The following is a 25,395-nucleotide window of genomic DNA, read 5'->3' as shown; positions in this document are numbered from 1 at the left end:
TGCCTGGTCTGGTCGCGCGATGCGGCGTGGGCGCAAGTTCCGGGTTCGGTGCCTGCGCATCGAGCCCCCCGACTGACTTGGCAATGCCCGAAACTGGGAATTGCGAGAAGGGGACCGGACCGGAGGCGGCTTCCGGGTGAGCGATCCCTCATCGGACTGGTAGGGGCCCGGACACCCTGTGCCCGTTCAGCACCGAGTGTTTGTCGTCGTGGTCAGGCGGACAGTGCACCGTCTCGGATGGCCCCGTTTCACTCCGCTTTCCGAATCACGCTATTTAGTCGGGACTACGAGGCCGCGCAACTGCTCCTCAGCTCCATCGTGGTGCCGGTGCTCGCGCGCTTGGGCGACATGCTCGGCCACCGCCGAGTGCTGATCGGCTCCCTGGTGGTCACGATGATCGCGAGCTTCGCGCTCGCCGTCGCTCCCACCTTCCCGCTGTTCACCGCCGCGTGGGCGCTCCAGGGCTTCTACGTGGTGTGGTTGCCGCTCAACGTCGCGATCATCTTCGCTCGCGCGCGGCAACAGCCCAACTCCGCGGCGCTCACGCGCAAGGGAGCGGGCACCATCGTGGTCGCGCTCCAGGCCGGCGCGATCATTGGTGCCCTCGCGGGCGGGCAACTGGGCAGCATGCTGCCGCTGTGGGCCACCCTGTGCGTGCCCGCGGTGCTGGTCTCGATCGCGCTCATCGTCGTGCTGCTGAAGGTGCCCGACCCCGGCGTGCGCGGCGGCGGCACCATCGACTCGACCGGCGCGTCGATCCTGACGATCGCGCTGCTCGCGATCATGGGCGGCCTGTCGCTGGTCCGCGTCGACGGCATCACCCTGTGGGTCGTGGGCATGGTCGCGCTGGGCGTGGTGCTGCTGGGCGTGTTCGTCAAGGTCGAGCAGCGCACGGAGCACCCCCTGGTCGACATGGAGATGATGCGCAGTCCCGCGCTGTGGCCCGTCATTGTCACCGCCGCTCTCTTTGGCGTGAGCGTGCTGGGCGCGCAGGGGCCGCTGTCGACGTTCGCGCGCACCAATCCGGCGGAGGTGGGTTACGGGCTCGGCCTGACGTCCGCGACCGCGTCGTACCTCATTGGCGCCTACGTGTTCTCGTTGCTGGTGGGTGCAGGCGTGTTCTCGCGCGTCTCGACCCTGACCACGCCCCGCATCGTGCTCATCGGGGCGACGGCGCTCGTTGCTTTGGGCTATCTGTCGCTGATCCCCTTCCATGACGGAGTCGCGCAAGTGGTCACGTGCATGGTGATCGCCGGGCTGGGCTCGGGCGCGCTCGTGGCGGCGCTCCCCGCCGCGGCCGCTGCTGCCGCTCCCGCCCAGCACACGGGCGTCGCCACGGGCCTGACCAACACCACCAAGACTATCGGCGGCGCCTTCGCGTCATCGGCGTTCGCGATCGCGCTCGCGACCGGGGTGGCCGGTGCCGCGGGCGTCGGTGGCGGCGGCGGCGAATCGACCGCCGCGTCGCTGTCCGGTTACATCACCGTGTGGGCCATCTGTGGCGGCACTGCCGTGGTCGCGATGTTCTTCCTGTTCGCGGTGCCCAAGGTCGCCTTCACCTCTAGCGCCGATGCACTGGTCGCCGAGGCAGGCGTGCTCGACCAGCCGCCGTCCCCGGCTCCCGAGCCCAGCCCCGTCTCTGGTGAGGAGAGAGCATGAAGTGGCGTCGCGCATCGGCCGGGCAGAACCCGCCCGACCACGAGGTGGCGCAGAGCGCCGCCGACCACCTCGCGCAGGCCATCAGGGTCGCGACGGTCACGCCGCCGGCGGGGCCGCTCTCGGAGGCCGACCAGGCGACCTTCGATGCGCTGCGTGCCATGCTGGAGGCGGCTTACTCCCAGGTATTTGACGTGGCGACCGTAGAGACCGTGGGACGCGCTGGCCTGCTGATGCGCATCCCTGGAGCCGTCGCCGAACGGCCTGTGGTGCTCATGGCGCACCAAGACGTGGTCCCCGTGCCGGCCGACTGGCGCGCGGAGGGCTGGGAGCACGCGCCATTTGATGGCGTCATCGCCGACGGATGGGTGCACGGGCGCGGGGCGCTCGATGACAAGGGCGCGCTGGTCGTGCTGCTCGAAGCACTCGACGCGCTCCTGGCCGAGGGCTGGCGCCCCGCGCGGGACCTGTACGTGCTGCTGGGGGCAGATGAAGAGCAGCACGGCGCGAGTGCCGTCGCGGCCGTGGACCTGCTGGAGTCGCGCGGCGTCGAGCCGTGGCTCGTGCTCGACGAGGGCGGTGCGGTGGCGGTCGACGCATTCCCTGGTCTCAAGGCGCCCATGGCGGTCATCGGGGCCTCGGAAAAGGGCATCGCGACCATCGAACTGTCGGTCACGGCGGACGGCGGGCACGCCTCGACGCCGCCGCGCCAGTCCGCCCCCGGCATCCTCGCGGCCGCGCTCGTGGCGGTCGAATCGCACCCGTTCCCCGGCGCGTTGCACCCGCTCAGCATCGAGATGTTCGAGACGGTTGCGCCTCATCTACGAGGGCCGATGCGCCTGGCACTGTCGCGCGCACGCTCGCTCAGCGGGGTACTGGTGCGCCTGCTGCCGCGCCTGGGGCCGGAGCTTGCGGCGATGGTGCGCACCACCGCGGCGATCACGATGCTTGAAGGGAGTCCAGCGCAGAACGTGCTCGCGACGCGCGCCGTCGCGACGGTGAATTGCCGCATCGCGGTGGGCTCGTCCGTGGCGAAGGCCGTCGATCACCTGACGCGCGTCATCGCTGATCCACGGGTCGCCGTGAGCGTCGTGGAGTCCTCGGAGCCGTCGCCGGTCTCGCCCACGGGGGAGGACGAGCGGTGGCAGGCACTCGTCGCGGCCGTGGGCGAGTCGTACCCGGACGCGGTCGCGGTGCCGTATGTCATGCTCGCGGCCTCGGACGCTCGTCACGTGGCCCGCATTGCGCCGGCCGTGTACCGGTTTGCGCCGCTGCGCATGGATCGCGCCCAGCGCGCCGCAATCCACGGCCCGAACGAGCGCGTCGCGATCGAGTCGCTCGGGCGTGGTGTGGCGTTCTATCGCGCCTTGCTGACTGGCGACGCGCTGGGCCCTCCTTCACGATGAAAATGGATCCATTTGACGGGTTTCGTAGCCCCCTCTCCCCGTCAAATGGATCCATTTGACGGGGAGGGGTGGGCGGAGCGGGGTAGTCGCGGCGTTTAACCTCACTCCTATGAGCACTCCCTCCCTTGACGCGGCCAGCGTCGAAGCGCTGCGCGCCGACCTCGCCGGCTGGACCGTGGACACCGTGACCGAGGTGCTGGGCGATCGTGCCGTGCGCGCGCTCGACCGCGAGCAGGTGCTGCCCGCGACGCTCGAGGCCCGCGCCAGTGACGCCCGGGAAGCGGTGCTGAGCCGCCTGTTCTCGCTCGGCGACACCGTCACCCGGCGCCAGGCCGATGCGGCACTTGCCTCCGTGGGCCTGACCGCCTTGGAGAGTGGTGGCCTGGTGGCTACCGCCGGCGCCGGCCCCGACGACGAGGTGCGCTCCCTCGTGGACCTGCGTCCCTATGCCGCGACCACCCACGACGGCCAGGTGGATTGGTGGATCGCCTCCGACCAAGGCGAAGCCCTCACCGGCCGAGCCGTGCACACCGACCACGTGCTGGGGGTAGGTGGAGCCTCCGCGATGCTCGCGTCCGTGACGATGCGCGACGCGCGTGGCCGGGTGCTCGACCTGGGCACCGGCTGCGGCATCCAGGCGCTCCACGCGTCGCTCCATGCACGCGAGGTGGTTGCCACCGATGTCTCGCGGCGCGCATTGGAGTATGCCCGGTTCAACGAAAGCCTGAACGCAGCCGGCGAGCCGAGCGAGGGCGAGCCGAGCGAGGGTCGGGCGTCCGCGCGGGAGGTGCACGCGCATCGGCCCTCCGGACGAACCGCATGGGACCTGCGCGAGGGGTCGATGCTCGAGCCCGTGGTCGGCGAACTGTTTGACCAGGTGGTCTCCAACCCGCCGTTCGTGATCACGCCTCCCGGGGCGCCCGCGTTCGAATACCGCGACGGCGGGCTCGAGCGCGACGGCGTGGTGCTGTCGCTGCTCAGTGGCGTCGGATCCGTGCTCGCGCCAGGGGGCGTCGCGCAGTTTCTGGGCAACTGGGAGATCCACGGCGACTGGCGTGCGCGGCTTGAGCAGGCCCTCGATGCGTCTGAGGTGCCGCTCGACGCATGGATTGTGCAGCGCGATGCGCTCGACCCGGCGGAGTACGCCGAGACCTGGCTGCGCGACGCCGGCATCACCCAGGACCGCGACCCGGCCGGTTTCACCACCGCGTACGAGGCATACCTGCGCTCGTTCGACGCCGTGGGTGCCGATGCGGTGGGCTTCGGGATCGTGACGCTGCGCCGCCCGGCTTCGGGCGCGCCGACGTTGCGGCGGCTTGAGGAGCACGAGGGGGCGCTTGCGGCGCCGTTGGGCCCCACGCTCGCGGCGGGCTTGCGCGCCCACGACTGGCTGGTGGGGACGTCCGATGCGGCCGTACTCGACACCGCCCTGGTGGTCGCGCCCGATGTCACCAAGGAGACCTATGGGCGGCCGTTGCTGGCCGATCCCGAGCACATCCTGATCCGGCAGGGAGGCGGGTTTGGCCGAGCCGTCAAGGCCGACACCGCGTTGGCCGGGCTGGTCGGGGCGTGCGATGGCGAGCTCACCGTGGGTCAGATCGCACACGCGCTCGCGGTGCTGCTCGACGTGCCCGCGAGCGACATGATCGGCGGGCTGGTGCCCGCAGTGCGCGAGTTGGTGAGGGACGGCATCCTCACGGCCTAGCGTCTGGAACGCTGGCGCCGCAGTCGCGCCGGGAACATCCCTGGAAATCACCTAGGACCAACGTCAGGGGTGTTTTTTGTGACCTAGGTCCTGGCCGCGGGGCTTCGTTTTTACGCTTTCTCCATTGTTATTAAAACGTTATCTCGACTGAGATCGATGACATACCTGGTATTTGGCGCTATACGGCCCCGATGGGTACATAGTCCCGAGACGTAAGAAAGGACTGTCGAGAGTCTTTCACCAGCCGGTAACCAACCCCGGATGGGAAAGGAAAAAGACCATGATTGCTCGACTCAAGTGGCTCGGTATCGCACTGGCCATCATCGGCGTCGGATTCGTCGGCGTGGGCATCTTCGCCTACACGCAGGTGGCGGCTGGCGCGAACTCCCTCGCGAAGTTCTCCGAGGCCCAGAACGTGACGCTGACCTACAACGACGAGGGTCAGCTCATTGACCGCGGCGAGGTTGCCGGTGCCGAAGGCATTATCGACCTGGTCGAGAACGACTGGGGCTACAACCTCAAGTCGTGGGAACTGGACCCCAACGACCCCCTGGTCAACACGGGTTCTGAGTACATGTACCAGATGGGTCTGGTGGCCTACCACACGCTTCACGGCACCACCACCGTGGTGCTCGACGAGGACGTCGAGTACAACGGCGAGACCTTCGAGGCCGGCACCTACGAGGTCGCCACTGACGGCAAGTACTGGGCCGACTTCGACCGCATGCACCCCCTCGAGGGCCCTGCTCGCGCCGAGGCCTGGACCGCCACCGCTCACGCGCTCATCGGTGAGCTCGGTGTCGGCTCGGTCACTGCCAACGTGCTGACCATGGGTCTGGGTGTCGCGGCCATCGCTGGCGGACTCGGCTTCACGCTGATCCTCGCCGGTGCGGGCATCATCTGGGCAACGGCGGGCGACCGCAAGGTTCTCAAGGAGGCCCCGGCGATCGAGTCCATCGACGAGGACGAGACCGTCAAGGCCTAATCGCCGCAGCTGCATCGGAGGGCTCTCTACGGAGGGCCCTCCTTTGCTGTGCGTTGCTCAGTCCTGTCCCACCCGGTTGATACCCGTGTCGACGGCCTGGGCGCGATGGGCGCGCGCTAGATACCCGTGTCGACCACAGAGTGGCAGGTGGCGCGCGCGTGGAGGCGGCGGGCGCATCGGCCATGCGGCGAAGGTGGGTGCCAGCGCCCGAGACGCACTGACGGGTATCAGGCGCGCACCCACTGCGTTACAGGCGTCGTGACGGGTATCAACCGGGGAAGGGGCTGGCAACCGGGCGAGGGGTTAGCAGCCGGGGAAGGGGCCGGCGACCGCGAAGCTGGCCGGCGCAGGAGAAGGGAAGGAGGGGAAGACGTGCCGCTAGAAAGCGCCGCCCGCGCGCGCCGTGATCGCCGCAGCGAGCGCGTCCCACTCCTGGGCCCGCGCCGCGAGGAACGGACGCCCGGGATCTCCGGGACGGTACTCGGCGCCGTCGAGGTGACGCACGGTGAATCCGAGCGCTCGGGCGATTGCTGCACCCGGCGCGTGGTCCCACGGCTTGGCCCGGAAGTACATGAGGAAGTCGAGTGTGCCCGTCACGAGGTCCCAGTAGTCCCACCCGGCGCACATTCGTGGCGGCGTGATCTCGTTGACGTCCATGGTGAGGCCCGCAAGTCCCTCGGCGACGGGCCCGGGCGCGAACGTCAGCGTCGCCATGCCGCGCAACTGCGACAGGGGCCGGGCTGGTGCGTCGTGCACTGTATCTATAGGGGTGACGGTGCCATCGCCGGCGACGACCTCGGGCGCGAGGGCGCGGCCGCCGCGCAGCAGGTCCCCGGTCTCGGGGTGGAGAATCCAACCGGCATCGGTGTCACCGCCCGCGACGCGGGCGACCATCACCGCGTACTCGGGGGAGCCGTGCGCAAAGTTCCAGGTGCCGTCGACGGGGTCAAGCGTCCAAGCGGCCGATGCGGTGGCGAGTACCTCGGGCAACGCGGGGTTGAGCTCGGTAGCCTCCTCGCCCACGACCGGGATGTCCTCGATGGCGCTGAGCAGGGGCGTGAGGGCACGCTCGGCCTCGACGTCGGCGACGGTGACCAGGTCGTTGGGGCTCGACTTCGAGGAGATGTCGTCCTCGGCGAGGGCGCGGAAGCGGGGGCGGATCTCCTGGTCGGCGATCTGGCGCATGGCGGTCTCTACAGCGACGGTGTTCACCCGGCCATCGTCTCAGAGTTGGGTGGCGGGTCGGTGAACGGGTCGCGCGCCCTCGCGCGCGCCCGCGCCCGCAAGCGGGCACGCACCCCCGCCCGCCCTCGCGCGCGCCCGCGCGCGAACGGACGCGCGAACGGACCAGAACCCGACCGGGCCCCCCGCGAGACAACCGTTGCGGCGTATGTATTCTGTGAGCGTCCCGCCCTGGGCAAGGCCGCCGGGACCACACCACGAAAGTAGGACTGTATGACCCGCAAGCTCGTGATCGTCGAGTCACCCACCAAGTCGAAGACCATTGGTGGCTACCTTGGCGCGGACTACGAGGTGGTGTCGTCCATCGGGCACATTCGGGACCTTCCCAACCCGCGTGACCTTCCCGCGGAAAAGAAGAAGGGCGCGATCGGCAAGTACGCCGTGGACGTCGACAACGGTTTTGAGCCCTACTACGAGGTCACGAGCGACAAGAAGAAGACGGTCGCCGACCTCAAGCGTGCCCTCAAGGAAGCCGACGAGCTCTACCTCGCAACAGATGAGGACCGCGAGGGAGAGGCCATCGCGTGGCACCTGCTTGAGGTGCTCAAGCCCAAGGTTCCGGTCAAGCGCCTGGCCTTCCACGAGATCACCCGCGAGGGCATTGAGCGTGCGCTCGCGGCGCCCCGTCAGATCGACATGGAGTTGGTGGAGGCGCAGGAGACCCGCCGCATTCTGGACCGCCTGTATGGCTGGGACATGTCGGACGTGATGCGCCGCAAGGTGGGTCAGGGTTCGAGCGCGGGCCGCGTGCAGTCCGTCGCGCTGCGCCTGGTGGTGGACCGCGAGCGTGAGCGCATGGCGTTCCGTTCGGCCGAGTACTGGGATCTCACCGCGACGTTCACTGCCACCGCAGGGGCCGATGCGGGTGTCGCGTTTGTGGGGCGTCTCACCAAGGTGGACGGCAAGCGGGTCGCCTCGGGCAAGGACTTTGACGATCGCGGCGTGCTGACGAGCGACAAGGCTCACCACGTCACTGCGGGCGAGGCCGCCGCGCTGGTGTCCGGCCTGCAGCACTCCGACTTCTCCGTGGTCGACGTGTCCTCGAAGCCCTACAAGAAGCGTCCGGCCGCGCCGTTCATTACGTCGAGCCTGATCCAGGAGGCCAGCCGCAAGCTCGGTCTGGGTGCCAAGCAGGCCATGAACGTGGCGCAGGCGCTGTACCAGCAGGGTTACATCACCTATATGCGTTCGGACTCGCCGTCGCTGTCGGGTGAGGCGATCCGTGCCGCACGCGCGCAGGCGATTGATCTCTTTGGGCCCGATGCGGTGCCGCTGAGCCCGCGCATCTACGCCTCGAGCGATTCGAACGCGCAGGAGGCACACGAGGCGATTCGCCCCGCGGGCGACAAGTTCCGTACGCCCGACCAGTTGCGCACCAAGCTGCGCGGCGAAGAGTTCCGCATGTACGAGATGATCTGGAAGCGCACCCTCGCGTCCCAGATGGCCGATGCGGTGGGCACCACCTCGACCATCACGATCGGGGCGAAGAGCTCGGGTGGGCACGCCGTCGAGTTCTCGAAGTCCGGCACGATCCTCACGGCGCCGGGCTTCCGGGCGCTGTACATCGAGTCCAAGGAAGCGGCGCGTTACGAGGACGAGGACGGCAAGCAGCCCGCCGATGGCGATGAGCGTCTGCCTCAGGTGGCGCAGGGCGACCGCCTGGATGCTGCCGGACTTGAGCCGCTGATCCACGCGACCAACCCGCCGCCGCGCTACACGCAGGGCGCGATGATCAAGGAACTTGAGGACCGCAAGCTTGGTCGCCCCTCGACGTATGCGTCGACCGTGGACGTCATCATCAACCGTGAGTACGTGCGCATCGACAAGAAGGCGCTGGTGCCCACGTGGCTCGCGTTCTCGATCGTCGGCCTGCTGGAGGAGTACTTCCCCACGCTCGTGGACTACGGCTTCACGGCGGAGATGGAGGCCGGTCTCGACCGCATCGCCTCCGGCGAGCGCTCGATGAAGGACTGGCTCCAGGAGTTCTACTTTGGCGGCCCGAACGCCCCGACCGAGGGCCTGCGCGAACTGCTCGACAACATGGGCGAGATCGATGCGCGCGCCGTCAACACGTTCGAGATCGGCGATGGCATCGCGGCTCGCAACGGTCGCTACGGCCCGTACATCGAGCGCGAGAAGGACGGCGAGCAGCAGCGAGCGTCGATCCCCGAGGACCTCGCCCCCGACGAACTGACCGTGGCCAAGGCCGAGGAGTTGTTCGCCAACCAGGGTGGCGACGAGCGCACGCTCGGCACGCACCCCGAGTCGGGCTATCCCGTGGTCGCCAAGGGTGGCCGCTACGGCCCGTACGTCACCGAGGTGCTGCCCGAGGACGCCAAGGGCAAGCCGCGCACCGCGTCGCTGTTCAAGGACATGGACCTTCAGACGGTCTCGCTCGAGGATGCGCTGAAGCTCATGAGCCTGCCGCGCGTGGTGGGGGTGGACCCGGCCGATGGTGCGGAAATCACCGCCCAGAACGGCCGCTACGGCCCTTACCTCAAGAAGGGCACGGACTCTCGCACCATCGAGTCCGAGCAGCAGTTGCTGGACATCACGCTCGAGGAGGCGCTGGCCATCTACGCCCAGCCCAAGCGCGGGCGCGGCCGTCAGGCGGCGCCGCCGCTCAAGGAGCTGGGCACCGATCCCGTGAGCGAGAAGCCCATCGTCATCAAGGACGGCCGCTTTGGTGCGTACATCACCGACGGCGAGACCAACGTGACGATCCCGCGTGACGAGACCATCGACGACATGACGCCTGAGCGTGCCGTCGAGCTACTCGCCGACAAGCGCGCCAAGGGCCCCGCCAAGAAGCGCAAGCCAGCCGCACGCAAGCCCGCCGCGAAGAAGGCGACGCCCAAGAAGAAGTAGCGGGCGCATCGGCCCTCCCCACCGTCAAATGGATCCATTTTCATCGCGACGGGCGTGTCACTTCCCGTCAAATGGATCCATTTGACGGGAAACGGGGGGTGGGGACCAGGCGCCACAACCCTTTCTCGGAGCTAGCCGTTCATATGGCGAGAGGAAGGGGTGGCCGTGGCCGTTGATGACTTGCTGCAGGCGACGCTCGAGAGGGCGTCGGGGCGGCTCGCCGCCTATGGGTACCTGCTGACCGGTTCGCAGCATGCCGCCGAGGATCTGGTGCAAGACGCGCTCGTCAAGGTGTTTGTCAAGCGCCGCCGGATCCCCAACGCGGCAGCTGCTGAAGGCTACGTGCGTGCGGCCATGCGGTCGCTACACATCGACTGCATGCGCCGCGAGACGCTGTGGCGCCGCGTGATCCACACGCAGGTCACCCCCGAGACGCAGCCGGACGTCGCCGAGCAGATCGTGACGTCCGATGCGGTCGCGACTGCGCTCGCCGCGCTCAGCCCGCGCCAACGCACCGCCGTGGTGCTGCGCTACTTCGACGACCTTACGGTCGCCGACGTCGCGCAGGCGATGGGCCTCGCGCAGGGGACCGTGAAGCGCTACCTCTCGGACGCGCTCGACCGGTTGGCGGCCGAGGTGGGCAGCGAGGCGTTCGAGCACGAACGCATCGCGGTGATCGAGACGGAGGGTCGGCCATGAACATTCACGACGAGTTGGGACGGTTGGGGGCCGATGCGACGGCTGGCTCGGGCGAGCGGCTCGCCTCGGTCGAGGTGGCCGATGCGCTGGGCGCCCGGGTGAGGCGTGGACGACGCGCTCGGGCGTTGGGCGGCGCGGGAGCCGTCGCGGGTGTGGCACTCATCGCGGTGGGCGTGTGGTCGGTACTGCCGGGCACGCGCGCACCGCTGGACCCGGCGGCCCCCGTGATCAGCCCCAGTGGCGTCGATCTCTATGACGCCTATGTGCTGCCACCGCAACAGGCGGGCTGCGCTCCGTTTGCCGATGCGCTCGCGGCCGGCGCAGTCGGTGACGGCCTGGTGCACTACCAGGTGTCGATCCCGGGTGGCACGGAAACCCTGACGGGTGAGTTGTGGGGCGTGGAGCCCGTGGTGGTGCTTCCCGAGGGAGAAGACCCCTGGTACCTGGGCGCCGACGCGTGGCTCGTGGCCGATGAGGTCAGCGCGGGCATCGCGGATCCGCACCTCGAGTGGACGTCGCTCAGCGTGGGTGGGTGGGCCCTGTCTTCGGGAGGGGATGACCCGGCGCGTGGTGAAGACTGCGCGTACGTTGAGCCCATCCCGGAGCTCTCGGGTGGCGTGTGGCTCGTGCTGCAGGGTGTGGACGAGCAGGCCGTCGAGCAGGCGGCGCCGGGCGCCGACTGGGCCTACGAGTATTCGGAGTTGCAGACCTGGGTTTACTTGGGCGAGGCCGTGCCGGGTGCCCCGACGGACGGTGGCACTGCGGTCGAGACGCCCGATGCGGTCGAGACCCCGGACCCAAGGGAGACAACGTTCCTTCCGGCCCTGGGCGAGCAGGGATACCTGAGCTCGACCTGGGCGACGACGGACTGGGATGGCGGCGTCACGTGCGAGGCGTTCCTCGCGGGCGTGGGCGCGCAACCTGAGGCTGGCGACGCCGAGCAAGGTCCGCCCGTGCCGTCGTGGCTCGAATCCGGACGGCTCTACGGCTATGGCGACGACGCGCTCGTGGGCGGCTACCCCATCCCCGTCATGCCTGCCGCCCAAGGCGGGATCGAGGACGTGCTTGCCTACATGGACGGGGTGAGCGCCTGGCTGCTGCTCACCGCGGAGGGCGAGACCACGGTGTTTTCCGCACAGTGGTCCGAGCGGGACGACCTTCCCCACGATGAGCCGGGCTTGTTCCTCGAACTGAACCAGGTGTGGGACTGCGGCAGCAGTGAGCTCGCGAGCCCAGGGGTCTACAGCGCGGAACTGGTGATGGACCGCGGCGACATGGTCCGCGTGGCCTACCTTGACCCGGTCACCATCGTGGAGGGCGTGCCGTCAATCCCTGCACTCGACGAAGGCGAGTGAGCGGCGGCGGGCGACCGGCGCATCGGCCGGTCGCTACTGTGGGGGAATGACGACTCCTGATCCCATGGCCGCGCCCGCCCTTCGCTGGGGAATCCTCGGTGCCGGTGGCATCGCCCACAAGATGGCGGAGGCGATCACGCAGTACACCGCCTCCTCGCTCGTCGCGGTGGGATCGCGCACACCGGGTAAGGCGCAGGCGTTCGTCGAGGAAGTCGGCTCGGGACGCGCGTACGACTCCTACGAGGACCTGGTCGCGGATCCCGACGTCGATGCTGTGTACGTCGCGACCACCCACAACGACCACCACGGGCCCGCGCTGTTGGCGATCGAGGCCGGCAAGCACGTGCTCGTGGAGAAGGCGTTCACGCAGAATGCCGCGCAGGCCCAGACCGTCGTCGACGCCGCACGCGCCAAGGGCGTGTACCTCCAGGAGGCCATGTGGTCGCGGTTCCTGCCGCACCAGGCCGCGTTGCGCGAGGCGCTCGCGAACGGCGAGATCGGCGAGGTCGTGTCACTCGAGGCCAACCACGGCCAGGCACTCACGCATGTGCAGCGCATGGTGCGCCCCGAGCTCGCGGGCGGCGCGCTGCTCGACCTGGGCGTGTACCCGATCTCCTTTGCGCACGACCTGCTCGGGGTGCCGGAGCGCATCACGGCCGTGGGACGCCTGCGCGACACCGGCGTTGATGGCCAGGTGTCGATGGTGTTCGAGTACCCCGGCGCGCAGGCGACGCTTCACACCACCATGGAGGCGCGCACAAGCAACGCCGCGGTCATCTCCGGCACCGAGGGGCGCATCGAGGTGGCCGATACCTTCTACAACCCCACGACCTTCGTGGTGAAGCGACTTGACGGCACCGTGCGGGAGTTCGATGGGACTGCGCCCAACGGGTTCCAGTTCCAGGCAGCCGAGCTTGCACGGGGTGTGGCCGAGGGCCGCACAGAGTCCGAGCTGCTGCCGCTGGACCAGACTCTCGAGATCATGCGGACCATGGACGAGGTGCGCGCGCAGATCGGGCTGGTGTACCCCAACGAGTAGGCGGCGGACGGGTGGCGCTGCTCGCTGACGCCGCCGTCTCTGGTGCGGCCTTGTCTGGTGGGACCCTCGCTGGCGCGGCCTTGTCTGGTGCGGCCCTCGCTGGCGCCGTCTTCTCCTGTTGATACCCGTCAGGACGGCTTTGCGCGCGTGAGCGCGCGCTTGATACCCGTGAGCGCAGATTGGCGCTGGAGACCTTCCGTCGGGCCGATGTGTCCGTTGCGCTGGCGAACGCGCGCTCGCTTCGCGTCCACACGGGTATCAGGGGCGCACCGGCCGCTCAGATCGCGTCGAGACGGGTATCAACCGGGGGAGGCGGGGGCCGAGAGGCTACTGGGTCTCGCCGATGACGTTCGAGGTGAGCTCGGCGATCACCGCGTGGCCGTCGGCGGTGGGGGTGCCGTCGGTGGCGAGCAGTCCGGGCCGGTCATCGAGCGGGTCGCCCAGGTCCACGTAGATCGCATCCACCTTGGCGGCCTGCTGCGCGACGATCCCGTTGAGGGTTGCGAGGTCTGGGGCCGCCTGGCCGCCAGCTTTGGCCACGTCCGCCGCGGCCAGCGCATCAACCGCAGCAGTGTCCGTGGGGAGGGCTCCCACCGCGTAGATCCGTGCCTGGGGGAACGTCTCGCGCAAGGTGGCAAAGGTGGCGTAGACGGCCGCTTCGATCTCGCCGACTGTCGCGCCCAGGTCCTCGACGCCACCTGAGACGACGATGACCTCGGGGTCCTCGTCTACCACGAACTCGACGCTTTGGCGCAGTGTCGCTGCGCAGTCGGCGCCTGCGATCGTGTAGCTCGAGCCCTCGCACCCGGCGTAAACGTCGCGCCAGCCAAACTGCTGCGAGACCAACGTCGCCCAGTCGTCGCTGCCTTGCTCTGCGGGTAGCGACGACCCGGCGGTGAGGGCGTCCCCAAGAAAGACGGCCGTAGGGGGCTCGGACTCGGCCGCGCACGCCGACAACGGCCCGGCGATCATCGCCGCGACCGCCACCAGTGCCCAGCGCGCCCTCATGCTCACTCCCTCACCTGCAGGTCTACCCCCGCGCGCGCGGGAAAGCCAGCCTCGTGTGGCGTGTTGCACTGGAACACGCCGCGCCACCGCCGCTTCACAAGCCAAATGGATCCATTTGACGTGGAAGGGGGGTGTCAGCGGCTGCCGGTAGTTTGGTGCCATGGCGGGTTTCTTCGTGGTGTTTGAGGGCGGCGACGGCGTGGGCAAGACCACGCAGGTCGAGCGCCTCGCCGGTCGGCTGCGCGCGCCCGCAGGCGGGGGCTTCGAGGTGGTCACCACGCGCGAACCGGGCGGCACGGACCTGGGCAAAGAACTGCGTCAGGCGATCATGCACGGCAACCATGTCGCACCCCGCGCGGAGGCCCTGCTGTACGCCGCGGACCGCGCGCATCACATCCACACCAAGGTGCGCCCCGCGTTGGAGCGAGGCGCTGTGGTGGTGCAGGACCGTTACGTCGACTCGTCGATCGTTTACCAGGGCGGAGCTCGCGGGTTGGGCGACGAGGTCGAGCGCATCTCGCGCTGGGCCACCGAGGGCCTCGTGCCGCACCTGACGATTGTGCTCGACATGGCGCCCGCCAAGGGCAGGCTCGAGCGCGAACTCGACCGCGTCGAACGCGAGACGGCGGAGCATGGGGCGCTCATTCGCCAGGCCTTCCTGGACCTTGCCGCCCGTGAGCCCGCGCGCTACGCGGTCATCGACGCCGCGCGCACCATCGAGGAGGTCGAGGCCGACGTGGCCGCCGCTGTGAGCGCCGCCATGGAGGCAGCTCAGGTCGGCACGGCCGATGCGCGGGTAAGGCTCGCTTCCACCTCGCCCGAGCAGTTGCGCACCGAGCCATTCAGTACCGAGCCACTCCGTACCGAGCCACTCCGCACCGAGCCTTGGGGTACGCCGTGAGCGTGTGGGACGAGGTCGTCGGCCAGGAACGTGCGGTCGCGCCGCTCAAGGCCGCGGTCGCGAGCCCCGACGCGATGACGCATGCGTGGCTCATTACCGGCCCGCCCGGATCGGGTCGCTCGTACGCCGCGCGTGCCTTCGCGGCTGCGCTGCAGTGCCTCGAGGGCGGCTGCGGGACGTGCCGCGCATGCACGACGGCGCTGAGCGGCACCCACGCGGACGTGACCGTGCTGGCCACCGAGAAGGTGACCATCTCGATCGACGAGGTGCGTGAGCTGATTGCGGTCGCGCAGACCTCGCCGAGTGAGGGCAGGGCTCGCGTCATCATTGTCGAAGACGCTGATCGTATGACGGAGCGCACCTCGAACGTGCTGCTCAAGTCCATCGAGGAGCCGCCCCCGCGCACGGTGTGGCTGCTGTGCGCGCCGGCCGCGGAGGACATCGTCGTGACCATCCGTTCGCGCTCACGCCACGTGAGCCTGCGGGTGCCCGACCCCGAGGTGGTCGCGCAGCTGCTCGTGGACCGCGACGGCATTGCCCCGGACCTGGCGCGTCAGTGTGCGTACGCGGCGCAGAGCCATATTGGTGTCGCCCGGCGCCTGGCCCGCGACCCAGAGGCTCGCGCCAGGCGCGACCAGGTGCTCGCGCTTGCGACGGAGATTCGCGGTGTGGGCGACGCTGTGCTTGCAGCAGCCGACCTCGCCGCCGTTGCCGAAGAAGACGCCAAGGCAGCGACCGCCGAGCGCGACGTGGCGGAGCGCAACGAGTTGCTGCGCATGCTCGGCGCGGACGACGGAGGGCGGCTGCCTCCGGCACTGCGCGCCCAGGTCAAGCAGCTCGAAGAGGACCAGAAGCGCCGCGCGACCCGCCACAAGCGCGACGTGTTCGACCGCGCGATCGTGGACCTCATGTCGCTGTACCGGGACGTAGCCTGCCTGCAGGTGGGGGCGGCCACGCCGCTTGTCAACGAGTCGCATCGGGGACACCTCGAGTCCCTCGCGGGGCGTTCGACACTCGCAGACACTATGCGTTGCCTCGATGCTCTCGGTACGGCGCGTGAACGCCTCGCCTCCAACGTCGCGCCGCTGCTCGCGCTCGAGGCGATGGCGCTCGCGTTGCGACCGCGCACCCCGGCCTGACCCGAGCGCAAGCCGAGCGCGACCCGAGCGCGACCCGAGCGCAAGCCCACGGGTGGAGCGGAAGGCGACTCGCGCATCGGCCCTACGAGGGCGCATAGAGTGGCGGCATGACGACTCGACTCCGTGCCCTGGCCGCTGTCGCCGCCGCCGTCCTGCTGGTGGGATGCGTGCCTGAGAAGACCCAGGTGTCGCCGGAGGACTCGGCCACGCCGTCGACCGGCGGCACGGCCAGCCCCGGGAATACCCAAGGAATCGATGTCTACGAGCAAGACGTCGAGTGGAGCCAGTGCGGTGAGCTCGATTGCGCCACCGTTCAGGTCCCGCTGGACTGGTCGGAGCCCGACGGGGCGACCATCAGCGTGGCGATCAACCGATACCCGGCGAGGGACCAGGACGCGCGGATTGGCTCGCTTCTGATCAACCCCGGCGGGCCGGGCGCCTCGGGACTGGACTACACGGAGGTGCTGGCGGCCTCGGCGGGCGACGAACTGGTAGACGCGTACGACATTGTGGGCTTTGACCCGCGCGGCGTGGGCGAGTCGACGGCCATCGCCTGCGGCACGAGCGCCCAGATCGATGAGTACTTTTTGCCCGACCGTCCCATCACTTCGCAAGCGGACATCGACGAATGGGACCGCCTGAACGCGGAGTTCGCGGAACTGTGCCAAGCGGGCTCAGGGCGGGTCGCGGAAAACGTCGACACGGCAAGCGTCGCCAAGGACATGGATGTGCTGAGGGCCATCCTTGGCGACGACAAGCTCCATTACCTGGGGTTCTCCTACGGCACGCAGTTGGGCGCGACCTATGCGGAACTGTTCCCCGAGAACGTGGGGCGGTTGGTGCTCGACGGCGCCGTCGACTTCCTGCTGCCGGGGGACGAGGTCGGTGCGCAGCAGGCCGAGGGCTTTGAAAGTGCGCTCACCGCGTTCTTGCAGTGGTGCACGGGCAAGGAAGAATGCGCGCTCGGCAACGATGTCGAGCAGGCGCGCACCACCATCCAGGACCTGCTCGACACCGCCAAGGCCGAGCCGTACTACACGGGCACAAACCTGGATCTCAACGGCAACTTGATGATCTACGGCATCGTCGTGACGCTGTACGACGAGGGTTCGTGGGACTACCTCGAGCAGGGTCTCGCGGAGGTCATTGAGCAGAGCACCGGCGGCATCCTGCTGTTTTTGGCGAACTTCTACCTCGATCGCAGTGACTCCACAGGCGAGTACCTGTCGAACTCGCAGGTGGCCTTCACGGCCATCAACTGCCTGGACGCGGACACCTCCGACGTCATGGACTTGGCCGATTACCAGGAGACGAAGGCGCTCATGGAGGAGGCCTCGCCCACGTTCGGCTGGTGGTTTGCTTCCAGTACCGGTTGCCAGAACTGGCCATGGACGGCCGATGTGCACATCACCTCGCTCGACCAAGCCGCCACTGCGGGGGACAACATCCTCGTGATCGGCACCACCAACGACCCTGCCACTCCCTACGCCTGGGCGCAGTCGCTGAGTGAGCGACTGGGCTCGACGCTGCTGACGTACGAGGGTGAGGGACACACCGCCTACGGCCGCTCCAACCAGTGCATCATCGACGCTGTGGATGGCTTCTTGGTGGGCGGTCAGATGCCCGATTCGGGAACTGAGTGCTGACCCGCTAAGATGACTACTCGCACCCCAGGGTTCCGCTCGGGGGCGCGCCGCCTTAGCTCAGTCGGCAGAGCGATTCACTCGTAATGAATAGGTCAAGGGTTCGATTCCCTTAGGCGGCTCCAGTGGCCCGGTCCCTTTCGAGGGGCCGGGCTCTTCTCATGCCACGGCACAGGGCAACGGCACAGCGCAACAGCACAGCGCAACAGCACAGGGCCGATGCGCTGGCTGGCTTAGTCGGCGACGCGCGCCCGGCGTCCGGCGAACGCCACCACGTCGCCCACCTGAAGCTGACGCCCGCGGCGCAGGTCGACCTCGTCGTTGACGAGCACCTCGCCCTGACGGATCGCCTCTTTGGCCTCGCCGCCGGAATCGACGAGCCCGGCGAGCTGAAGGAACTGCCCTAGGCGGATCACGCCGTCGCCAGCGGGAACGTCATCAATGGGAGCGGTGCGAGCCATCCCTGCATGCTATCCGGCCCTGCATGGCATGCGGCGCCGGGCTACATTGACGGCATGGGCCTGGGCCAGGCGGGGGCAAGCGCGAAGCAGGCGCTCACGCGCGCCGCGCACACCCTCGCCGCGACCCGGCATCCGGATGGCTATCACGGCGACTACCAGGGCGACGCGGGGTTCTTCGAGGGCTGGTACGTCAAGCTCGTCTCGGCCGACCGGAGCGCACGGCTCGCCATCATCCCCGGCATCTTCAGGGGTGGCGCGGGCGGCCACGACGAGGCGTTCGTGCAGGTACTCGACGGTATGACGGGTGAGTCGTGGTACGAAACTGAACCCGCATCGGCCTTCTGGGCGAACTCCCGGCGATTCGACGTGACGGTGGGCGCGAGCCGCTTTGGGGAGGACGGGATCGAGGTGGATCTCCCCGGAGCGGGCCTGCGCGGCGCAGTGCGCTTCACGACCGCACTGGACCCGTGGCCGGTGACCTGGCGCAGCCCCGGCATCATGGGTCCGTACGGCTGGGTGCCGGTCATGGAGTGCTATCACGGGCTGGTCTCGTTCGGCCACGATCTGGCAGGCACGTTGACCCTTGGCGGGCGCGAACTGAACTTCGACGGCGGGCGCGGCTACCTCGAGAAGGACTGGGGGCGCGCGTTCCCGCAGGGCTACGTGTGGATGCAGAGCAACCACTTCTCGCACCCGGGCGTGAGCCTGTCGGCATCGATCGCGACGATCCCGTGGGGTCGCACGAGCTTTCGTGGCTTCATCGTCGGCGTGCGCCGGCCGCACCCCGACGGCGGCCAGGTGCTGCATCGCTTCGCGACGTATACCGGTGCGCGGACCACGGCCCTGGAGATGGACGATGCGCATGTCGCCTGGGAGATGTGTGCTCGCTCGGGCGCGGTGTTGCGTTTGCAGGCTGAGCGCCGCCGTGGCGGGCTGCTGCACGCGCCCGTGCGTACACAGATGCACCGCCGGGTCGAGGAAACCCTCGACGCCCGCATTCATCTCGAGTTGATCGCGCCGGACGGGCGGGTGGTGCTCGACGACGTGGGCGAGGCGGCGGGGCTCGAAGTGCATGGCGACCTTGAGGCGCTGCTTGCCATGAGTGGGCGGCGCTAGCCGCGCACTTTGGAAGCCGCGGTGACCAGCGCGTCATCCCATCCGGTACGATTTACATCGTTGGAAATTGACCAGAGTCGGTTCCGTGACACGGTGCCGAGGATGAGACTGAGGCGACATGTCGGACCACCAGATCCCTAACCCCATCGTGCTGCAGCGCGCCGACCCGTGCGTGCTGCGCGTCGACGGCCAGTACTACTTCACGGGATCTCACCCGCTGTACGACCGCATCGTCCTGCGCCGTGCGGAGCGCCTTGAGGACCTCCAGGCCGCCGACGAGGTCACCATCTGGACCAAGCACGAGACCGGCCCGCAGTCGCAGCTCATCTGGGCGCCCGAGATTCACCGCGTGGGCGACGCCTGGTACATCTACTACGCGGCCTCGCCCACGGGCGGCCCCAGCGCTGACGAGCCCGGCACCGCCGAGACCTTCAACCACCGCGTCTACTGCCTCGAGTGCACTGACGCCGACCCGCTGACCGGCACCTGGGTCGAGCGCGGCCAGGTCGACACCGGCTGGGAGTCCTTCGCGCTCGACGCCACGAGCTTTGTGCACCGCGGCGACCAGTACCTGGTGTGGGCGCAGCAGGACCTCGCCATCGAAGGCAACTCCAACTTGTACATCGCCCGCATGGAAAACCCCTGGACGCTCGCGACGCCGGCCGTGCTGCTCACGCGTCCCGAGTTCGACTGGGAGTGCCGCGTCTTCTCCGTCAACGAGGGCGCCTCGGTGCTGATCCGTGATGGCCGGCTGTTCCTCACCTACTCCGCGTCCGGCACCGGCATCGAGTACGCGATGGGCCTGCTCACCGCCAGCGAGGACGCCGACCTGCTCGACCCCTCCTCGTGGGTCAAGTCGCCCGAGCCGGTGTTCACCTCCGACCCCTCCGTGGGGATCTACGGCCCGGGCCACAACTCCTTCACCACCACGCCCGACGGCGAGACGGTGCTGGTGTATCACGCACGGACCTACACCGAGATTGTGGGCGACCCGCTGTGGGAGCCCAACCGTCAAGCCTGCGCGCAGGTGCTGCCGTTCGTCGACGGCGAGCCGCAGTGGGGCACTCCGGTGGCGTTGCAGCGGCCCGCGCCCACGTCCACCGAGGTGCTGCCTCCGGCGGGTCTCGCCAGCTAGGTTCGCGCTCGCTGCCGGAACCGGCGCGCCTTAACGGGCGGCCGGGTCTGGCGTGAGCGTGTACTTGGTCTCGAGGTACTCGTGAATGCCCTCGAGCCCACCCTCGCGGCCCAGGCCAGACATCTTCCAGCCGCCAAAAGGAGCGGCGGCGTTGGAGACCACGCCCGTGTTGAGGCCCATCATCCCGGTCTCGAGCCGGTCGATCATGCGCTGGCCGCGCTCAAGCGACTGCGTGAACACGTAGGAGACCAGGCCAAACTCGGTGTCGTTGGCCATCGCGACGGCCTGGTCCTCGTCCTCGAAGGTGCTGATCGCGAGCACGGGGCCAAAGATCTCCTCGCGCCACAGGTCCGCGCTCGTCGGAACGCCGGTCAGCACGGTAGGCGCAAAGAAGGTGCCGGGCCCGTCCGCCCGGCCACCGCCGGCGAGCAGTGTGGCGCCGCGCGCGACAGCGTCGGTGACCAGCGCATCGGCCTTGTTGACGGCATCTGAGTCGATGAGCGGCCCGATCTCGACGCCGTCCTCGGTGCCACGGCCGATGCGCATCACCGCCACTGCCTCCGTCACCCTCACGGCGAACTCGTCGGCAAGCGAGGCGTGCACGATGAACCGGTTGGCGGCCGTGCACGCCTGCCCAATGTTGCGGAACTTGGCGGCGATCGCGCCGTCGACGGCCGCGTCGAGGTCGGCATCCTCGAACACGACGAACGGTGCGTTGCCGCCGAGCTCCATCGAGGTGCGCAGCACGCGCGGGGCGGCCTGCTCAAGCAGGCTCACGCCCACCGAGGTGGAACCCGTGAACGACAGCTTGCGCAGGCGCGGGTCGGCCAGAATCGGTGCGGACACGGCGCTCGAGTTGGAGGTCGTTAACGTATTCAGTACTTTCGCGGGCAGCCCTGCCTCCTCGAGCAGCGCGGCGAACATGAGCGTGGTGAGCGGCGTCGCGGACGCGGGCTTGATCACGACGGTGCAGCCCGCCGCGAGGGCGGGCGCGATCTTGCGGGTCGCCATCGCGAGCGGGAAGTTCCACGGCGTGATCAGGTAGCACGGGCCCACCGGATGCTGCGAGACGATAGCGCGGCCAGTGCCCTCCGGATTGGTGGCGTAGCGCCCGGCGATGCGCGGCGCCTCCTCGGAGAACCAGCGCAGAAACTCCGCGCTGTACGTGACCTCCGCGCGGGACTGGTCGAGGGGTTTACCCATCTCGAGGGTCATGAGCAACGCGAAGTCGTCGGCGCGCGCGGTGAGCAGGTCGAACGCGCGGCGCAGGATCTCGCCACGCTCGCGGGCGGGGGTCGCGGCCCACTCGGGGCCCGCGTCGCAGGCGGCGTCGAGGGCGGCTTTCGCGTCGGTGCCGGTCGCATCGGCGACGGTCTTGAGGGTGTCGCCGGTCGCGGGATCGGCCACCTCGAAGGTGCCTCCGTCGCTCGCCGCGCGCCACTGCCCTCCGATGAGCAGGCCATCGGGGACGCCGTCCACGACGGCGGCTTGGGACTCGGTCAGGCGCGACATGGGGACTCCTTTGACTGGACTCGCGGAGATCTCACGGGACAACGCCGCCAGGTCCCCTGACCATCCTTCCAGCGGGCAACGCCCGCAGATAGACTCGATCCAGCACACATGAGGGAGGGCCGATGCGCTTGCTGAGTGGGGCGCCGATGCGCCACCAAGATTCACACGGCCGGGGTACGCCCTTGCGTGCGCGGTGGGTGGCCGCGGTCGCCGCCATGGTCGGTCTCGCGGCGCTCGCCGGGTGCGGGTCCGACCCCGCGCCTGAGGACGACGTGATCGCCAGCGGCACACCCGTGCCGAAGATCAGCGCTCCGACCACCACCGCGTCGCCGGACGACGGCGCTGTGCCGTCCGTGCACCCCACGACCGCGACCATCGCCATCGCGACCGATACGAGCGTCGACGTCTACGACGGCCCGGGCGGTGCGCTTTCCCAGACCATCGAGGCCGCGGACGTCCTCACCGTGCCCGACCAGACGCCGCTGACGTTCCTCGTCGAAGCCGATGCGGGGGACTGGGTCAACGTCCACCTGCCCATCCGCCCCAACGGGTCTACCGGCTGGGTCGCCGCTGACGAGGTGCAGCTCATCAGCACCGACTTCCGCGTGGAGGTCGTGCTCGATGAATTCTCCATGACCGTCTACCAGGGCGACGAGGTGGTGCTCGAGAGCGAGATCGGTGTGGGGCGCTCAGACCGTCCCACGCCCGGCGGTGTCTACTACATTCGCGAACTGCTGCAGCCGCCCGACCCTGATGGCGTCTACGGTCCGTACGCCTATGGGCTGTCGGGGTATTCGCCGGTGCTGGACTCGTTCAATGGCGGCGACGCGGTCATTGGCATCCACGGCACCAACGAGCCCGACTCGATCGGCACGCTCGCGTCGAGCGGCTGCATCCGGCTGCCCAACGATGTGATCACCGAGCTGGTGACCGACGTAGGCCTACCGCTCGGCACCCCGGTCTACGTCGAGTAGCGGCCGCCGGCATCGCTCCCTGTTCCGTCGCGGCCTGATCGCGGACGTGAGTGCCTGCCAGGGCTCACGCCACCCCCGAAAACCGACCACCATGTCCTTGTGGCGCGCTAAGGCGGGGCCGGTGGGTCGGGGGCCGGGGGGTCGGTGGGGAGACGTAGCGGGGGAGACGGCGGCGGGGGTGCATCGGCCCGACATGACGGAACGCCCGCCCCGCTTGCGCGGGACGGGCGTTCCGAACGGGACTAGCCCGCGTAGGTGGCGACCCCCTCCACCGGCACAGCCGGCGTCGCCGTCGGGAGCGGTGGGGCTCCCAGAACCGAGTCAGAGATTGGCTCGCAAGCCGACGTCGCGGCCGGGTAGGCCGTTCCGGTGATCTCCGTCGTCGGGTTCAGCTGGACTGTGATGGTCGCGCCCCCACGCGTCCAGCCCAGCAGATCGTTGCCCACCGATTCCCAGGTGCCGTCAGCGAGGAGCTCCCAGCCGGGGAAGGCGATCGCCTCGCCGGCCTCGTTCTCCTCGTATCCGGGCCAGTACATCGTCCCTGTCCATGGACCTGTGCTGCCAGGTTCCACGGCGATGGGATCGGCGGACCAGGTGAATTCCTGGCCATCGATGGTGCGGGAGAAGGAGATCCGGATTTGCTCCGGCGTCACTTCGCCCAGCGGGTCGTTGAGGACCACGTTGTAGTTCAGCAGGGGCACCCCCGCCTCACATACGGCCTCGACTGTCGTGGGCTCAATGTCCGCGCACTCTTCCTCTGCGGCGGTGATGACGAACTCGTGCGTGTAGAACTCGTACGGGTCCACCTCGACCAGCGAGGTATCTGCGACCGACATGGTGGCCGCCGTGAGGTCCAGCGCTGCCGGACCCGCCCAGACTCGGTACGTGCCTGGCGACAGGCCGTCCTTGCTGATGTTCACGACATCGTGAGCGTTGAACGGGCCGAACACCTCCGGCACGCCATCGTCACCGACCTTCTGCAGGTAGAACAGCAGGCCGTCGTGGCGGGTTCCCACGGTGGCGGAGTAGGTCAGGCTGCCCTCGGGGTCCTCGCAGGTGAGCGGGGTAGACGTGGGGGCCTTGGTGGGCTCGACCGGGGTCATGCAGTCGAACTTCAAGAAGTCCGCCCACATCTCCTCGGTGAAGATCTCGATCCCAGGGCCGGCCCCGGCGAACGCGTACGGAATCCCGTACTCGACGCCGGAGATCGGCGGGAACAAGTCACCGTCGTGGCTGTTGTGACCGGTGAACTGGAACACCCAGTCACCGTTCTCGCCAGCCTCGCTGTCCCACACGGCCTGCCACATCACGGTAAGCCGCGCATATTGATCACCGTCATCGCCCGTGGCGTGGCAGATGTCCACCTCGCCCTGAACGCTGAAGCAGTCCTGCGGGAACCCGGTCCACAGCACGTCACTGTCAGAAAGAGCAGCGACGTCGATCTCCTTGGCTACCCACGCCGGGCCGCCCTCCGCCTGCTGGTCGAGCCAGCAGACGTTGACGGGGACGTAGCAGTCGTTGTCGAGCCGTTCTTGGCCTGTGCCTTCGAGGTTTTGGCCCTCGATCACCACGGTGTCGCCCACGGTGACGGTCCCAAAGATGTCCGCCTCGTGCCCAAAGTGGGGGCTAGAGGGGAACCCGAGGGTCCACGTGGGGTTGGCCGCGGTGCGATAGGCCGTCCACCATGCGGTGGGGACGTACGTGAACGTGCCGTCCTCCTCCGCGTGACAGACCTCAGTGTTGCCAGACTTAGCGTCGTAGCACCAGCCGTTGTCGAGGGGCAGGTATTGACCCTCGCCTAGCTCAGTGCCAGCGGGGACCTGAGAAATGAACAAGATCCCATGCGCCCCCAGGACGCAGACAGGGACTTTTGGGCAAGCATCACCGGCCACCTGCAGGTAGACATGCCACCCGTCGTAGATAGGCCCGTCGTGGTTGTAGCCGGAGCCTCCACCCTGGAGGCCATTGGCCTTGATGCGCTCGAGGCGCTCGATGTCTGCCGTGGAATCCAGCAGGTAGCGGTCGACTTGGTACTGCAAGTAGGTGTCGCACTGCGGGACGATGTCCAGGCAGTGGTCAATCACCTCTTGCTTGTCGTCGCCTTGGAAGACGAAGTTCTGCGGGAACGTGGGCAGCCCCCACACGGCGCTGCGCTGGCTGTGCCCGAAGAACAGGCTGGGGTTCACCTTCTTCTGGATCTCCCAGCACACGTACACGGTGGTGGAGCAGTAGCCGTCAACCTCGGTCCAACCTTCGGGCACCTCAGTCTGGTCCCCATCGAGGTTGGTACACACGTCCGGTGGCGGGCATTCTTCTGCGACCGTCTGGATGTAGAAGGTCCAGCCGTCCCAGATGGAGGCGTCCTCGTTGGGCATGTCAGGCCAGCCCTTGAGGCCGTCGGCCTTGATGCGCTCGTAGAGGGCGATGTCCTCGTCGGAGTTCAGCACGTAGCGGTCTGTTTGGAATTGGCGCACTTCGCCGCACTGGTCGGGGACCAGGTTGGCGCAGTACTCGTTGACCTCGTCGCCGTCAGTGCCTTCGTAGATGAAGT

General features: G+C 68.6%; 18 protein-coding genes, 1 tRNA gene and 1 pseudogene. 15 read left to right on the top strand and 5 right to left on the bottom strand.

Translation table 11 applies throughout. The annotated features are described in order from the left end of the window. The first annotated feature begins 237 nt into the window (after nt 1-237). From ACK5NO_RS04595 to ACK5NO_RS04580, 4 genes are all read left to right on the top strand, one after another. Complete coding sequence (locus ACK5NO_RS04595) at nt 238-1,659, top strand: MFS transporter (RefSeq protein WP_416811494.1); 1,422 nt, start codon at nt 238-240, stop codon at nt 1,657-1,659. Then, nucleotides 1,656-3,062: a M20/M25/M40 family metallo-hydrolase gene (locus ACK5NO_RS04590; protein ID WP_416811493.1), complete on the top strand. Its 1,407-nt coding sequence runs from the start codon at nt 1,656-1,658 to the stop codon at nt 3,060-3,062. The genes ACK5NO_RS04595 and ACK5NO_RS04590 overlap by 4 nt, the downstream gene beginning before the upstream one ends. 109 nt (nt 3,063-3,171) lie before the next feature. Beyond that, nucleotides 3,172-4,767 (top strand): methyltransferase, encoded by a 1,596-nt coding sequence (locus ACK5NO_RS04585; RefSeq protein WP_416811492.1) that lies wholly within the window; start codon nt 3,172-3,174, stop codon nt 4,765-4,767. Between the two features lie 280 nt (nt 4,768-5,047). Beyond that, a complete protein-coding gene (locus ACK5NO_RS04580) occupies nt 5,048-5,752 on the top strand; it encodes a hypothetical protein (RefSeq protein ID WP_416811491.1) in 705 nt (234 codons plus the stop codon). 378 nt (nt 5,753-6,130) lie between these two features. On the opposite strand, the gene ACK5NO_RS04575 is transcribed toward ACK5NO_RS04580, so the two are convergent. Beyond that, nucleotides 6,131-6,964, bottom strand: a complete 834-nt coding sequence (locus ACK5NO_RS04575) for an inositol monophosphatase family protein (protein ID WP_416811490.1) — start codon at nt 6,962-6,964, stop codon at nt 6,131-6,133. A gap of 243 nt (nt 6,965-7,207) precedes the next feature. Between ACK5NO_RS04575 and topA the strand changes: the two genes are divergently transcribed. The 4 genes from topA to ACK5NO_RS04555 all read left to right on the top strand — a co-directional run bounded on the left by topA (nt 7,208) and on the right by ACK5NO_RS04555 (nt 12,955). Next, nucleotides 7,208-9,862, top strand: a complete 2,655-nt coding sequence (gene topA / locus ACK5NO_RS04570) for a type I DNA topoisomerase (protein WP_416811489.1) — start codon at nt 7,208-7,210, stop codon at nt 9,860-9,862. A 165-nt stretch (nt 9,863-10,027) separates the two neighbouring features. Beyond that, a complete protein-coding gene (locus ACK5NO_RS04565) occupies nt 10,028-10,561 on the top strand; it encodes a SigE family RNA polymerase sigma factor (RefSeq protein WP_416811488.1) in 534 nt (177 codons plus the stop codon). After that, nucleotides 10,558-11,916, top strand: coding sequence for a hypothetical protein (locus ACK5NO_RS04560; protein WP_416811487.1), 1,359 nt, complete (start codon nt 10,558-10,560; stop codon nt 11,914-11,916). The genes ACK5NO_RS04565 and ACK5NO_RS04560 overlap by 4 nt, the downstream gene beginning before the upstream one ends. Nucleotides 11,917-11,962: 46 nt before the next feature. Further along, nucleotides 11,963-12,955: a Gfo/Idh/MocA family protein gene (locus ACK5NO_RS04555; protein WP_416811486.1), complete on the top strand. Its 993-nt coding sequence runs from the start codon at nt 11,963-11,965 to the stop codon at nt 12,953-12,955. 327 nt (nt 12,956-13,282) lie between these two features. Here the strand turns inward: ACK5NO_RS04555 and ACK5NO_RS04550 are convergent, their stop codons facing one another. Next, nucleotides 13,283-13,963: an SGNH/GDSL hydrolase family protein gene (locus ACK5NO_RS04550; protein ID WP_416811485.1), complete on the bottom strand. Its 681-nt coding sequence runs from the start codon at nt 13,961-13,963 to the stop codon at nt 13,283-13,285. A 160-nt stretch (nt 13,964-14,123) separates the two neighbouring features. Here ACK5NO_RS04550 and tmk point away from each other — a divergent pair, with 160 nt between their 5' ends. From tmk to ACK5NO_RS04530, 4 genes are all read left to right on the top strand, one after another. After that, a complete protein-coding gene (gene tmk / locus ACK5NO_RS04545) occupies nt 14,124-14,864 on the top strand; it encodes a dTMP kinase (protein ID WP_416811484.1) in 741 nt (246 codons plus the stop codon). Further along, the gene (locus ACK5NO_RS04540; RefSeq protein WP_416811483.1) at nt 14,861-16,003 is read left to right on the top strand and encodes a DNA polymerase III subunit delta'; all 1,143 of its coding nucleotides are present in this window, start codon (nt 14,861-14,863) and stop codon (nt 16,001-16,003) included. The genes tmk and ACK5NO_RS04540 overlap by 4 nt, the downstream gene beginning before the upstream one ends. Before the next feature lie 107 nt (nt 16,004-16,110). Beyond that, nucleotides 16,111-17,649 carry an alpha/beta hydrolase gene (locus tag ACK5NO_RS04535; RefSeq protein ID WP_416811482.1) on the top strand — a complete coding sequence of 513 codons (1,539 nt, stop codon included), beginning with the start codon at nt 16,111-16,113 and terminating at the stop codon, nt 17,647-17,649. A 46-nt stretch (nt 17,650-17,695) separates the two neighbouring features. Then, nucleotides 17,696-17,771 (top strand) — tRNA-Thr (locus ACK5NO_RS04530). A 108-nt stretch (nt 17,772-17,879) separates the two neighbouring features. Here ACK5NO_RS04530 and ACK5NO_RS04525 read toward each other — a convergent pair. Next, nucleotides 17,880-18,107, bottom strand: a complete 228-nt coding sequence (locus ACK5NO_RS04525; protein WP_416811481.1) for an RNA-binding S4 domain-containing protein — start codon at nt 18,105-18,107, stop codon at nt 17,880-17,882. A gap of 6 nt (nt 18,108-18,113) precedes the next feature. Here ACK5NO_RS04525 and ACK5NO_RS04520 point away from each other — a divergent pair, with 6 nt between their 5' ends. Together ACK5NO_RS04520 and ACK5NO_RS04515 are read left to right on the top strand one after the other, a co-directional pair. Next, the gene (locus ACK5NO_RS04520) at nt 18,114-19,223 is read left to right on the top strand and encodes a tocopherol cyclase family protein (protein WP_416811480.1); all 1,110 of its coding nucleotides are present in this window, start codon (nt 18,114-18,116) and stop codon (nt 19,221-19,223) included. 118 nt (nt 19,224-19,341) lie between these two features. Beyond that, nucleotides 19,342-20,358, top strand: coding sequence for a family 43 glycosylhydrolase (locus ACK5NO_RS04515; protein ID WP_416811479.1), 1,017 nt, complete (start codon nt 19,342-19,344; stop codon nt 20,356-20,358). A 30-nt stretch (nt 20,359-20,388) separates the two neighbouring features. On the opposite strand, the gene ACK5NO_RS04510 is transcribed toward ACK5NO_RS04515, so the two are convergent. Further along, nucleotides 20,389-21,870 carry an NAD-dependent succinate-semialdehyde dehydrogenase gene (locus ACK5NO_RS04510; RefSeq protein WP_416811478.1) on the bottom strand — a complete coding sequence of 494 codons (1,482 nt, stop codon included), beginning with the start codon at nt 21,868-21,870 and terminating at the stop codon, nt 20,389-20,391. A gap of 122 nt (nt 21,871-21,992) precedes the next feature. Here ACK5NO_RS04510 and ACK5NO_RS04505 point away from each other — a divergent pair, with 122 nt between their 5' ends. Next, nucleotides 21,993-22,844: a L,D-transpeptidase family protein gene (locus ACK5NO_RS04505; RefSeq protein ID WP_416811477.1), complete on the top strand. Its 852-nt coding sequence runs from the start codon at nt 21,993-21,995 to the stop codon at nt 22,842-22,844. 242 nt (nt 22,845-23,086) lie between these two features. Here the strand turns inward: ACK5NO_RS04505 and ACK5NO_RS04500 are convergent. Then, nucleotides 23,087-25,395: pseudogene (locus ACK5NO_RS04500) on the bottom strand (hypothetical protein); the annotation flags it as partial.

The sequence above is a fragment of the Demequina sp. genome, from assembly GCF_047975725.1.
Classification (GTDB): Bacteria; Actinomycetota; Actinomycetes; order Actinomycetales; family Demequinaceae; genus Demequina.
Note: the sequence above shows the minus strand (reverse complement) of the source record. Positions and strands in the feature narration are given on the sequence as shown.